Origin of the sequence: Klebsiella sp. KP20-425-1 (assembly GCF_025813515.1) — a bacterium.
Lineage (GTDB): Bacteria > Pseudomonadota > Gammaproteobacteria > Enterobacterales > Enterobacteriaceae > Klebsiella > Klebsiella pneumoniae.
The window spans coordinates 2311775-2324535 of record NZ_CP109614.1 but is presented as its reverse complement, the minus strand read 5'-3'; the positions used below and the strand labels follow the sequence as shown (position 1 = coordinate 2324535).

Here is a 12761-nt window from a genome sequence, read left to right as displayed (position 1 = left end):
ACTTATCATTCCTTACTTTGCGACTTACATGCAAGTGTGAGAAATCAGACAGATACCCCTTGTGATCTGCTGACCATCGAGTAACATTTCACGCTGTGTTCAAAGGATATTGAAGTGTTATGACAACTGTTTTTACCCGTATTGTAGAACTTATTGGCTGGGTTGTTTTTGGTATTTCGGCACTGCTTTTGGTTATCGCACACCATATAGATAACTATCAGTCCCCACCGCCAGCGGATGTGGTGCACACGAAGTAGCTCCGCGTTAAAACAGTGACCCGCCTCGCAACTGTGCAACCGGTTTCAGAAACCGGTTGCACGTATGCTCGCGCTTTTATTACACTCCCTTTATCATCAGACAGGGAGCTTTTTCATGGCCGCTTTTCCGCACAATTTCTTATGGGGTGCCGCTACCGCAGCGTATCAGGTTGAGGGAGGACACGACGCCGACGGTAAAGGACCGTCAATCTGGGATATCTACTCTCATCTGCCGGGTACCACCTTTGAAGGCACCACCGGCGATATTGCCGTCGACCACTATCACCGTTTTCGCGAAGACGTGGCGTTAATGGCCGAAATGGGCCTGCAAAGCTATCGATTCTCCATCTCCTGGCCCCGCCTGCTGCCCGCCGGGCGCGGTAAGGTGAATGAAGCGGGAGTCCAGTTTTACAGCGATCTGATCGACGAACTGCTGGCGCACAATATTGAGCCGATGATCACCCTCTATCACTGGGATCTGCCGCAGGCCCTGCAGGATGAGGGCGGCTGGGAAGCGCGCACTACCGCCGAGGCCTTCGCCGAGTACGCCCGCCTGTGCTATGCGCGCTTTGGTTCACGGGTGAAGCTGTGGGCTACCTTCAACGAAACCATTGTCTTCATTGGGCACGGCTACATTAACGGCCTCCATCCCCCGGCGGTCCGCGATCCGGCGCGTGCTATTCAGGCCTGCCACCACGTATTTATCGCCCATGCGCTGGCGGTGAAGGCCTTTCGCGAGATGGCTGTGGCCGGCGAGATTGGCTTCGTCAACGTACTGCAACCGCATACCCCGCTCACCGACAGCGAGGCGGACATTAAGGCCACCGAACTGGCTGACGCCATCCATACTCACTGGCTGTACGATCCGGTGCTGAAAGGCACCTATCCTGCCGACCTGCTGGCGCAGACCCAGGCGCTGTGGGGGGTACCTCGCTTTGCTCCAGGCGACGACGCGCTGCTCCGTGACAACCGCTGCGACTTTATCGGTCTGAATTACTATCGCCGGGAAACGGTATCTGCCCAGCCGCCTGAGATCGCTACCGGCGGTGAGCCTGGCGTGGAGGGATTATTCTATTTCGTGCGTAATCCCCAGAGTACATATACCGAATGGGGCTGGGAAATCTGGCCGCAGGGGCTAACTGACGGCATTATGATGATTAAGGCGCGCTATGGCGATATTCCGATATATATCACCGAGAATGGCCTCGGCGCGAAGGACCCGATTATTGACGGGGAAGTGGTCGACGACCCGCGGATTGATTATCTCAGCAGCCATATTGGCGCCCTCGAAAAAGCGCTGGCGCTGGGGGCAGATGTGCGCGGCTATTACCCCTGGTCATTTATCGATCTGCTGAGCTGGCTCAACGGCTATCAAAAGCAATATGGTTTTGTCTATGTCGATCACCAGCAAAATCTGGCGCGGAAACGAAAGAAGAGTTTTTATTGGTACAAATCTGTTATTGCCAGTCACGGCGAACAGCGTTAATCTTCTCTTGCGGGCGCCATTCGGCGCCCGGTCTGATTTTAGAATATTCTTAAACTTCTCCCTGCTCTTCAAGGCTGGCTTTGCCCCTTGTCATGGGTTTATATAACCTGATTCATTCCACGCGGCCCCAGCAGAAGGCGCCGTTGGTTGAGAGTAGGTTTAGTGAATGCTGATAATATTCAACGCAATAATTCCGATTATAAAATGGATACGAAAATGACCGTGCTGGACTACTTATTAAAATTTCGCAAAATCAGTTCGCTGGAAAGCCTTGAAAAACTATTTGATCACCTTAACTACTCCCTGACTGACACCCAGGAGATCGTGAATATGTATCGCGCCGCCGATCATCGTCGCGCAGAGCTGGTCTCCGGTGGTAAATTGTTCGATGTGGGCCAGGTTCCTAAATCCGTTTGGCGATTCGTGCAGTAAGGCTGTCATCCTTCACGCCAGTTGCTTATACTTCCCGGCCTGATTTTATTCACTGGCGTTGAATAGGGGAGAAACATGACGTCTCAATCTGCAGAGCGCATCGGCGGATGGCTGCTGGCTCCGCTGGCCTGGTTGCTGGTGGCGCTGCTGAGCGCCTCGTTATCGCTGCTGTTTTTTGCCAATGCGCTGATGTCGCCGCAGACCTATACACTACTGCGCGCCATGAGCGCGGGCCATATGGCGCTGTGGGTCGCCTCGCTGCTGTTTGCCCTCGCCATGTGGTATTACACGCTCTGGCTGACTATCGCCTTTTTCAAGCGGCGCTCGGTGGTGCCGAAACACTACATTATCTGGCTGCTCATCACCCTGCTGCTGGCGATAAAGGCTTTTGCCTTCTCGCCGGTCTCGGATGTGCTTGCCCTGCGTCAGCTGCTGTTTCCGCTGCTGGCCGCTGCGCTGCTGGCGCCCTATTTTCGCCGTTCGCAGCGGGTAAAACGGACTTTTGTTAATCCGTAATACCCCCACACTTAACCTGTTGTCGCTGGTATCGTTTTATTCGATAATAAGCGGCTTTTTTTCGTTTCAGGTCGCATGATGGCTGATTATTTACTGCTCTTTATTGGTACAGTCCTGGTCAATAACTTCGTTCTGGTGAAGTTTCTTGGTCTGTGCCCGTTTATGGGGGTTTCCAAAAAGCTGGAAACCGCAATGGGGATGGGGCTCGCTACCACCTTCGTGATGACCCTGGCCTCTATTTGCGCCTGGTTGATTGATACCTGGATCCTTACCCCGCTAAATTTGGTTTATTTGCGTACCCTGGCCTTTATTCTGGTTATCGCCGTGGTGGTTCAGTTTACTGAGATGGTGGTGCGTAAAACCAGCCCGGCGCTCTATCGCCTGCTGGGGATCTTTCTACCGCTGATCACCACCAACTGTGCCGTACTCGGGGTAGCGCTGCTGAATATTAATCTGGGCCACAATTTCCTGCAGTCGGCGCTGTACGGCTTTGCCGCCGCCGTCGGCTTCTCGCTGGTAATGGTGCTGTTCGCGGCGATCCGTGAACGCCTGGTGGTGGCCGATGTCCCCGCGCCGTTTCGCGGTAATGCCATCGCGCTGATTACCGCCGGTTTAATGTCTCTGGCCTTCATGGGCTTTAGTGGTTTGGTGAAGTTGTAATGAGCGCAGTCTGGATAGCCGTGATCGCCATCAGCCTGTTAGGGCTGATTTTCGGCTTAATACTGGGATACGCCTCGCGTCGTTTCGCGGTGCAGGACGACCCGGTGGTGGAAAAAATTGATGAGCTATTGCCGCAGAGCCAGTGTGGGCAGTGCGGGTACCCTGGGTGTCGCCCCTATGCGGAAGCAGTCGGCGTACAGGGTGAGAAAATAAACCGCTGCGCGCCGGGTGGCGAAGCGGTGATGTTAAAAATCGCCGCCTTGCTGAACGTCGACCCGCAGCCTGTCGACGGCGATGCACAGGAAGCGGAGCCGGCCCGCATGCTCGCGGTAATTGACGAGCCGAACTGCATTGGCTGTACCAAGTGTATCCAGGCCTGTCCGGTGGATGCCATCGTTGGGGCGACCCGCGCCATGCATACCGTGATGAGCGACCTGTGCACCGGCTGCAATTTGTGCGTCGCCCCCTGCCCGACCCAGTGCATTTCACTCGTTCCGGTGGCCACCACCCCGGAGACCTGGAAATGGGATCTGCATACGATCCCGGTGCGAAATATTCCTGTGGAACAACATGTTTAAGCTATTTTCCGCTTTCCGAAAAGACAAGGTCTGGGATTTCAACGGCGGTATTCACCCGCCTGAAATGAAAACCCAGTCTAACGGCACCCCGCTGCGTCAGGTTTCCCTGCCGCAGCGCTTTGTTATCCCGTTGAAGCAGCACATTGGCGCCGAGGGCGAACTGTGCGTTAAAGTGGGCGACCGGGTGCTGCGCGGCCAGCCGCTGACCCGCGGCTGGGGAAGAATGCTGCCCGTTCACGCCCCGACTTCCGGCACCATTGCCGCCATCGCTCCGCACACTACCGCGCACCCGTCGGCGCTGGCGGAGATGAGCGTGATCATTGACGCCGACGGCGAAGACCGCTGGATCGAGCGCGATGGTTGGAGCGACTATCAGACCCGCACGCGTGAAGCGCTGATCGAGCGTATCCACCAGTTTGGCGTTGCTGGCCTCGGCGGCGCAGGCTTCCCCACCGGCAGTAAACTGCGCGGTGGCGGAGATAAAATTAAAACGCTGATCATTAACGCCGCCGAGTGCGAGCCCTATATCACGGCGGATGACCGCCTGATGCAGGACTGCGCGGCGCAGATTGTCGAGGGTATCCGCATCCTCGCTCATATACTGCAGCCTGAAGAAGTGCTGATCGGCATTGAAGACAATAAGCCGCAGGCCATCTCAATGCTGCGGGCGGTGCTCTGCGACGCCCATGGCATTTCGCTGCGCGTGATCCCCACCAAATATCCCTCCGGTGGCGCCAAGCAGCTCACCCAAATTCTCACCGGCAAACAGGTACCGCACGGCGGTCGTTCATCGGACATTGGCGTGCTGATGCAGAACGTCGGTACGGCTTATGCGGTGAAACGCGCGGTGATTGACGGTGAGCCGTTAACCGAGCGCGTGGTCACCCTCACCGGCGAAGCGGTAACCAGACCGGGCAATGTCTGGGCGCGTCTTGGCACGCCGGTGCGCCATCTATTGAACGATGCCGGCTTCTGCCCCAGCGCCGAGCCAATGGTGATCATGGGCGGCCCGCTGATGGGCTTTACCCTGCCGTGGCTCGACGTCCCGGTGGTGAAGATAACCAACTGTTTGCTGGCGCCTTCCGCCAGCGAGATGGGCGAACCGCAGGAAGAGAAAGGCTGCATTCGCTGCAGCGCCTGCGCTGACGCCTGCCCGGCCGATCTGCTGCCGCAGCAGCTGTACTGGTTCAGCAAAGGTCAGCAGCACGATAAAGCCACTGCCCATAATCTGGCGGACTGCATCGAGTGCGGCGCCTGCGCCTGGGTATGTCCAAGTAATATTCCGCTGGTGCAGTACTTCCGTCAGGAAAAGGCCGAGATCGCGGCGATTCGTCAGGAAGAGCAGCGCGCTGCGGAAGCCAAAGCCCGATTCGAGGCCCGACAGGCGCGCCTGGAGCGTGAGAAAGCGGCCCGCGCCGAGCGGCATAAAAAAGCCGCCGTTCAGCCTGCCGCCAAAGATCAGGAGGCGATTAGCGCCGCCCTGGCCCGGGTACGGCATAAACAGCGCGATGCCGCGCAGCCGATCGTGATCCAGGCCGGCGCCAAACCTGACAACAGCGAGGCGATTGCCGCCCGCGAAGCGCGTAAGGCTGAGGCCCGGGCGCGCAAAGCGCAGCAGCAGGCCGCGCCGATGGTAGCCCCGGCCGCCGAACCGGTCGATCCACGCAAGGCGGCGGTGGAAGCCGCTATCGCCCGCGCCAAAGCGCGTAAAGCCGAACAGCAGGCCGAGCCGGTGGACGCCCCGGCCGCCGAACCGGTCGACCCGCGCAAGGCGGCGGTGGAAGCCGCTATCGCCCGCGCCAAAGCGCGTAAAGCAGAACAGCAGGCCGCGCCGGTGGACGCCCCGGCCGCCGAACCGGTCGACCCGCGCAAGGCGGCGGTGGAAGCCGCCATCGCCCGCGCCAAAGCGCGTAAAGCCGAACAGCAGGCCGCACAACAGGATCTCGCGTCAGCCGCAGCCAATGACGACCCGCGTAAAGCGGCCGTCGCCGCGGCTATCGCCCGCGTTCAGGCGCGTAAAGCAACACAGCAGGCAGTTAACGAGGAATAAATGGTTTTCAGAATCGCAAGCTCCCCCTATACCCATAACCAGCGGCAGACCTCGCGTATTATGCTGCTGGTGCTGCTCGCCGCTGTGCCTGGCATTGTGGTCCAGACCTGGTTTTTCGGCTGGGGCACCGTACTGCAGATTGTCCTCGCCGCCCTGACGGCCTGGGCGACCGAAGCCGCTATTCTCAAACTGCGTAAACAGCCTGTTGCTGCCACGCTGAAAGATAATTCCGCCCTGCTCACCGGCCTGCTGCTGGCGGTGAGTATTCCGCCACTGGCCCCGTGGTGGATGGTGGTGCTCGGCACTGCCTTTGCCGTAGTCATTGCCAAGCAGTTGTACGGAGGCCTGGGCCATAACCCCTTCAACCCGGCAATGATCGGCTATGTCGTGCTGCTGATTTCGTTCCCGGTGCAGATGACCTCCTGGCTGCCTTCCTATGAGATAGCCGCACATATCCCGGCATTCAGCGACGCGCTGCAGATGATCTTCACCGGTCATACCGCCGCCGGAGGCGACATGGCCAGTCTGCGGCTGGGTATCGACGGCGTCAGCCAGGCCACCCCGCTGGATACCTTTAAAACCTCCCTGCATGCCGGACATAGCGTTCAGCAGGTGCTCCAATTGCCGGTCTACGGCGGCGTGCTGGCAGGTCTGGGCTGGCAGTGGGTGAATATCGCCTGGCTGGCAGGCGGCCTTTTCCTGCTGTGGCAGAAGGCGATCCGCTGGCATATCCCGGTCAGCTTCCTTGTTAGCCTCGGCCTGTGCGCCACCCTCGGCTGGATTTTTTCGCCGCAGAGCCTGGCCTCACCGCAGATGCATTTGCTCTCCGGGGCGACCATGCTTGGCGCCTTCTTTATCCTGACCGATCCGGTGACGGCCTCAACAACCAACCGCGGCCGTCTGATCTTTGGCGCCCTCGCTGGCCTGCTGGTCTGGCTCATCCGCAGCTTCGGTGGTTATCCGGACGGCGTGGCGTTTGCCGTTCTGCTGGCGAATATTACCGTGCCGCTGATCGATTACTACACGCGCCCGCGCGTATATGGCCACCGTTGAGAGAGCAATGATGTTAAAAACGATGCGTAAACACGGCGTCACGCTGGCGCTGTTTGCCGCCGGTTCCACCGGGCTGACGGCGGCGATCAATGAGCTGACCAAAAGCACCATCGACCAGCAGGCGGCCCTGCAGCAAAAGGCGTTATTCGACCAGGTTTTACCTGCCGACCGCTATAATAACGATCTGCTTAAGAGTTGCTATCTGGTCAGCGCCCCGGCGCTGGGCAAAGGCCAGCATAAAGTGTGGATCGCCAAAAATAACGATCGACCGATCGGCGCGGTGATGGAAGCCACTGCGCCGGACGGCTACTCCGGAGCAATACAGCTGCTGGTTGCCGCCGATTTTAGCGGCACGGTCCTCGGCACCCGCGTAACTGAGCATCATGAAACGCCGGGCCTGGGTGATAAAATCGAACTTCGCCTGTCGGACTGGATTACCCATTTTGCCGGGAAAGTCATCCACGGCCAGGGCGATAGCCACTGGGCGGTCAAAAAGGATGGCGGCGATTTTGACCAGTTCACCGGCGCCACCATCACCCCCCGGGCGGTGGTCAATGCCGTTAAGCGCGCAGGCTTATATGCACAAACGCTGCCTGCGCAACTTCCTGAATTCACCGCCTGTGGAGAATAACCATGAGCGAAGTTAAAGACGTCATCGTCCAGGGCCTGTGGAAAAATAACTCCGCCCTGGTTCAGCTGTTAGGTATGTGTCCTCTGCTGGCGGTCACCTCGACCGCCACCAACGCCCTCGGGCTGGGTTTGGCCACCACCCTGGTGTTAACCCTGACCAACCTGACCATCTCCAGCCTGCGCCGCTGGACGCCGGCGGAGATCCGGATCCCCATCTACGTAATGATTATCGCCTCGGTGGTGAGCGTCGTGCAGATGCTGATCAACGCCTATGCCTTCGGCCTCTATCAGTCGCTGGGGATTTTCATCCCGCTTATCGTGACCAACTGCATCGTGGTCGGCCGCGCCGAAGCCTTTGCCGCCAAAAAAGGGCCGGCGCTGTCGGCGCTGGACGGTTTCTCGATCGGCATGGGCGCTACCTGCGCGATGTTTGTGCTGGGCTCCCTGCGCGAGATCCTTGGCAACGGCACCCTGTTTGACGGCGCCGACAGTCTGCTTGGCAGCTGGGCGAAGGTTCTGCGCATCGAGGTTTTCCACACCGACACCCCTTTCCTGCTGGCTATGCTGCCGCCAGGCGCCTTTATTGGCCTCGGCATGATGCTGGCGATTAAATACCTTATCGATGAACGTAGCAAACAGCGGAAGGCGCAAGCGGCCCGGGCCGTCTCTGTCGCCCCGTCCGACGTGACAGGGAAAGCATAATATGAACAAAGCCAAACGCCTGGCGATCCTCACCAGGCTGCGGGAAAACGATCCCCACCCCACCACCGAACTGCATTTCAGTTCGCCGTTCGAGCTGCTGATTGCCGTTCTGCTTTCTGCGCAGGCCACCGATGTAAGCGTCAACAAAGCGACAGCCAAACTCTATCCGGTGGCCAATACGCCCGCAGCGATGCTGGCCCTGGGGGTGGATGGGGTGAAATCGTATATCAAGACTATCGGCCTGTTTAACAGCAAAGCGGAAAACGTCATCAAAACCTGCCGCATCCTGTTGGAGCAGCACAATGGCGAGGTGCCGGAAGACAGAGCAGCGCTGGAGGCGCTGCCCGGCGTGGGCCGTAAAACCGCCAACGTGGTGCTGAATACCGCCTTTGGCTGGCCGACCATCGCCGTGGACACGCACATCTTCCGCGTCTGTAATCGGACGCAGTTCGCCCCGGGCAAGAACGTTGAACAGGTGGAAGAGAAGCTTCTGAAGGTGGTCCCCGCCGAGTTTAAGGTCGATTGTCATCACTGGCTGATCCTGCATGGGCGTTATACCTGTATTGCCCGCAAGCCGCGCTGCGGCTCCTGCCTGATTGAAGATCTTTGCGAATACAAAGATAAAGTCTACGCCTGACTGTCTCGTCTCTATTGCGGTCATAGCTTAACTCTGGGTTATGGCCCGCATTCATCTATTTCACCGGCCATTAACACCACATAATCATCATGATTATGGATGATTATCCGGTTATATAACAAACAACTAGTTCATTCATTTTTTATCAGCGCAAAATTTCTATGCATTTGTGATCCAGATCATGCTCGCAACTTTATGTTGAATGAATGTTACTGGAATGGAAATAAATGTCAGGCAATACAACGGATGAGTAAAGATTGTCAGGATAATGACCCATGATTTTTTAAGATAATGGACCATATCACTATGCTTACGCCAGATCAGTAGAATATATCGCCTTTTCCCGGAAAACCGGCGAACCCAAAAGATAAAAATACCAACGATATCGAAACGGTAAAATTTAACGCTGTATAACATTCATATGTCTGGAGCATTATACCACCCTGATTATGTGTAACAGATTATTACAAAAGCCTTGCCTGATGCGCCAGGATAGTGAACATTACTTGCCGTTTTCCCTCCAAGAATAACTATAAAGGCGGCGGTCCAACGAGATTGCGCCCCGAACACCCCCCAGTAAATATGGGATGTAAAAAAAGAGGTATATGTGTCTACTGCAAACAATAAACCAGCAGAAAGCGTGAGTCTGAACGCTTTCAAACAACCACGCGCGTTCTATCTCATTTTCTCGATCGAGTTGTGGGAGCGTTTTGGTTACTACGGCCTGCAAGGGATCATGGCCGTTTACCTGGTAAAACAGCTGGGTATGTCGGAAGCGGATTCCATTACTCTGTTCTCCTCCTTTAGCGCGCTGGTTTATGGCCTCGTCGCCATTGGCGGCTGGCTGGGTGATAAAGTGCTGGGTACCAAGCGTGTCATCATGCTGGGCGCTATCGTGCTGGCGATTGGCTATGCGCTGGTGGCCTGGTCCGGTCATGACGCCGCTATCGTCTATATGGGTATGGCGACCATCGCCGTCGGTAACGGCCTGTTTAAAGCCAACCCGTCCTCCCTGCTTTCTACCTGCTATGACAAAAACGACCCACGTCTGGACGGTGCATTTACCATGTACTACATGTCCATCAACATCGGTTCGTTCTTCTCTATGCTGGCAACCCCGTGGCTGGCCGCACGTTTTGGCTGGAGCGTAGCGTTTGCCCTCAGCGTGGTGGGGATGGTGATCACCATTATTAACTTCGCCTTCTGTCAGAAATGGGTTAAACAGTACGGCTCTAAACCGGACTTTGCCCCGGTACACATGGGTAAACTGCTGGCGACCATCGCTGGCGTGGTGGTGCTGGTCGCTATCGCCACCTGGCTGCTGCACAACCAGGGTATCGCACGTATGGTGCTGGGCGTCGTCGCACTGGGTATCGTCGTGATTTTCGCCAAAGAAACCATAGGCCTGAAAGGCGCTCCGCGTCGTAAAATGATCGTCGCTTTCCTGCTGATGGTAGAAGCGATTGTCTTCTTCGTGTTGTACAGCCAGATGCCGACCTCGCTGAACTTCTTCGCCATCCGTAACGTGGAGCACTCGATCCTCGGTCTCGCCTTTGAACCGGAACAGTATCAGGCGCTGAACCCGTTCTGGATCATGATTGGTAGCCCGATTCTGGCCGCCATCTACAACAAGATGGGCGACCGCCTGCCGATGCCGCACAAATTTGCTATCGGTATGGTACTGTGCTCTGGCGCATTCCTCGTCCTGCCTTTAGGGGCGAAGTTCGCCAGCGACGCCGGTATCGTCTCGGTCAACTGGCTGATTCTGAGCTACGCGCTGCAGTCTATCGGTGAACTGATGATTTCCGGCCTCGGCCTGGCGATGGTCGCTCAGCTGGTTCCTCAGCGTCTGATGGGCTTCATTATGGGCAGCTGGTTCCTCACCACGGCAGGCGCGGCGATCATCGCCGGGAAAATCGCTAACCTGATGGCAGTCCCGGAGAATGTCACCGATCCGCTGGTGTCGCTGGAAGTGTACGGTCACGTATTCCTGCAGATTGGTATCGTCACCGCGGTTATCGCCGCCCTGATGCTGCTGACCGCGCCGAAACTGAATCGTATGACTCAGGACGACAGCGCGGACATTAAAGCACGCGAAACCGCGGCTGCCTGACGCCGCAGGGAAAACTAATTATTTTTAAGCCGCTAACGTTAGTTTAGCGGCTTTTTTTTTACCCCTGGCAGGACTAACATACAGAAAACTGCAGCCACGAGGAGTCACGCATGAAACTGTTCTACAAACCCGGCGCCTGTTCCCTTGCCTCGCATATTGCCCTGCGCGAAAGCGGTCTGGATTTTACCCTGCAGAGCGTGGATCTGGCCCAGAAACGGCTGGAAAACGGGGAAGACTATCTGCTGATCAACCCGAAAGGTCAGGTGCCGGCGCTGCTGCTGGATGATGATATCCTGCTCACTGAGGGCGTAGCCATCATGCAGTACATCGCAGACCAGGTGCCGGATCGTCATCTGCTGGCGCCGGTGGGCTCGATTGCGCGCTATCAGACTCTCGAATGGCTGAACTATGTGGCCACCGAGCTGCATAAAAGCTTTACCCCGCTGTTCCGCCCGGATACCCCGGAGGACTATAAGCCTGTCGCGCGGGGGCTGCTTGAGAAAAAGCTGCAATACGTTGATGCAGCGCTGGCAGACAAACAGTGGCTGACCGGCCATCGCTTCACCATTGCCGATGGTTATCTGTTTACGGTGCTGCGCTGGGCCTATGCTATAAAACTGGATATGGCTGCCTATGGTCATATCGGCAACTGGATGACGCAGGTGGCAGCGCGTCCGGCGGTGGCGGCCGCACTGGCGGCTGAAGGCTTAAAATAAGGCCTGAACCTGCCCGACGGACCGTCGGGCAGGCCTTGGGAGTTACAGCCGGGTGGCGCTGAAGCAGTGCTCCGGTACGGCGATGCGATCCTGCGCCGCTACTACCTGCAGTTCGTATTCCTGCATATTTTTGGTGGCGAGCATAATCTCGTACACCGCGGCGGTGACGTGTTCCAGCGCATCGCGCAGACTTGCCCCCTGCAGCAATTTTACCAACAGCAGACCGCTGGTCACATCGCCGACGCCCACCGGCTGACGCAGGCCGAAATCCACCAGCGGCCGACTAATATGCCAGGCTTCTTCGGCCGTCACCAGCAGCATCTCAAAACGATCCATACTCAGACCCGCACGGGCAAGATGCTTAACTAATACCACTTCCGGCCCCTGGGCAATCAGCTCCCGCGCGGCGGCCACTGCCTCGCTGACGCTGGCGACCGGATGACCGCACAGGATCTCCAGCTCAACCAGATTCGGGGCAATAATATCGCTGGCCGGCAGCGCATAGCGCACGTGGAACTCCGCCACGCCCGGCGCGACGATGCAGCCCTTCTCCGGGTGACCCATCACCGGATCGCAAAAATATTTCGCCGCCGGATTGGCCGCCTTAACCTGACGCACGATACCGAGGATATGCTCTCCCTGCTCAGCGGAGCCAAGATAGCCGCTCAGTACCGCATCGCAGGTCTGCAGCTTGTCGATATCGGCAATCCCCTGAACGATCTCCGTCAAATGCGAAGGCGGCATGACGCAGCCGGTCCATTTGCCGTACTGCGTATGGTTAGAGAACTGTACGGTATTCAGGGGCCAGACATTGGCGCCCAGACGGCGCATCGGAAATTCGGCGGCACTGTTGCCGGCATGGCCAAACACAACGTGAGACTGAATGGCGAGGATGTTCTTCATTTTCTTACCACAACCCTAAAAAGAAAAA

The 12761-nt window shown here is 57.2% G+C and carries 14 protein-coding genes; 13 read left to right on the top strand and 1 reads right to left on the bottom strand.

Annotated features, from left to right (window positions below; translation table 11 throughout):
* Positions 1 to 119: 119 nt before the first annotated feature.
* The 13 genes from blr to gstA all read left to right on the top strand — a co-directional run bounded on the left by blr (position 120) and on the right by gstA (position 11830).
* On the top strand, positions 120 to 257 hold the full coding sequence (gene blr, locus OHJ17_RS11400; RefSeq protein ID WP_004898594.1) for a division septum protein Blr: 138 nt from the start codon (positions 120 to 122) through the stop codon (positions 255 to 257).
* Positions 258 to 372: 115 nt separating this feature from the next.
* Positions 373 to 1743, top strand: coding sequence for a GH1 family beta-glucosidase (locus tag OHJ17_RS11395; protein WP_004180160.1), 1371 nt, complete (start codon positions 373 to 375; stop codon positions 1741 to 1743).
* Positions 1744 to 1959: 216 nt separating this feature from the next.
* Complete coding sequence (gene ydgT / locus OHJ17_RS11390; RefSeq protein WP_002907652.1) at positions 1960 to 2175, top strand: transcription modulator YdgT; 216 nt, start codon at positions 1960 to 1962, stop codon at positions 2173 to 2175.
* A 75-nt stretch (positions 2176 to 2250) separates the two neighbouring features.
* Positions 2251 to 2691, top strand: a complete 441-nt coding sequence (locus OHJ17_RS11385; RefSeq protein WP_002907654.1) for a DUF2569 domain-containing protein — start codon at positions 2251 to 2253, stop codon at positions 2689 to 2691.
* Positions 2692 to 2769: 78 nt separating this feature from the next.
* Positions 2770 to 3351, top strand: coding sequence for an electron transport complex subunit RsxA (gene rsxA / locus OHJ17_RS11380; protein ID WP_032433147.1), 582 nt, complete (start codon positions 2770 to 2772; stop codon positions 3349 to 3351).
* On the top strand, positions 3351 to 3929 hold the full coding sequence (gene rsxB, locus OHJ17_RS11375; RefSeq protein ID WP_004143816.1) for an electron transport complex subunit RsxB: 579 nt from the start codon (positions 3351 to 3353) through the stop codon (positions 3927 to 3929). Before rsxA ends, rsxB begins: the two co-directional genes overlap by 1 nt.
* Positions 3922 to 5979 (top strand): electron transport complex subunit RsxC, encoded by a 2058-nt coding sequence (gene rsxC / locus OHJ17_RS11370; RefSeq protein ID WP_058886408.1) that lies wholly within the window; start codon positions 3922 to 3924, stop codon positions 5977 to 5979. Before rsxB ends, rsxC begins: the two co-directional genes overlap by 8 nt.
* Positions 5980 to 7032 carry an electron transport complex subunit RsxD gene (rsxD, locus tag OHJ17_RS11365; protein WP_002907730.1) on the top strand — a complete coding sequence of 351 codons (1053 nt, stop codon included), beginning with the start codon at positions 5980 to 5982 and terminating at the stop codon, positions 7030 to 7032. It abuts the gene before it with no gap.
* Between the two features lie 10 nt (positions 7033 to 7042).
* Positions 7043 to 7663, top strand: coding sequence for an electron transport complex subunit RsxG (gene rsxG, locus OHJ17_RS11360; RefSeq protein ID WP_002907731.1), 621 nt, complete (start codon positions 7043 to 7045; stop codon positions 7661 to 7663).
* A 2-nt stretch (positions 7664 to 7665) separates the two neighbouring features.
* On the top strand, positions 7666 to 8364 hold the full coding sequence (locus tag OHJ17_RS11355) for an electron transport complex subunit E (RefSeq protein WP_002907733.1): 699 nt from the start codon (positions 7666 to 7668) through the stop codon (positions 8362 to 8364).
* A 1-nt stretch (position 8365) separates the two neighbouring features.
* Positions 8366 to 9001, top strand: coding sequence for an endonuclease III (nth, locus tag OHJ17_RS11350; RefSeq protein ID WP_002907734.1), 636 nt, complete (start codon positions 8366 to 8368; stop codon positions 8999 to 9001).
* Between the two features lie 607 nt (positions 9002 to 9608).
* Positions 9609 to 11114 (top strand): dipeptide/tripeptide permease DtpA, encoded by a 1506-nt coding sequence (gene dtpA / locus OHJ17_RS11345; RefSeq protein ID WP_004151206.1) that lies wholly within the window; start codon positions 9609 to 9611, stop codon positions 11112 to 11114.
* Positions 11115 to 11224: 110 nt separating this feature from the next.
* Positions 11225 to 11830, top strand: a complete 606-nt coding sequence (gstA, locus tag OHJ17_RS11340; protein WP_004175870.1) for a glutathione transferase GstA — start codon at positions 11225 to 11227, stop codon at positions 11828 to 11830.
* A 42-nt stretch (positions 11831 to 11872) separates the two neighbouring features.
* On the opposite strand, the gene pdxY is transcribed toward gstA, so the two are convergent.
* Positions 11873 to 12733 carry a pyridoxal kinase PdxY gene (pdxY, locus tag OHJ17_RS11335; protein ID WP_002907739.1) on the bottom strand — a complete coding sequence of 287 codons (861 nt, stop codon included), beginning with the start codon at positions 12731 to 12733 and terminating at the stop codon, positions 11873 to 11875.
* Positions 12734 to 12761: the final 28 nt, after the last annotated feature.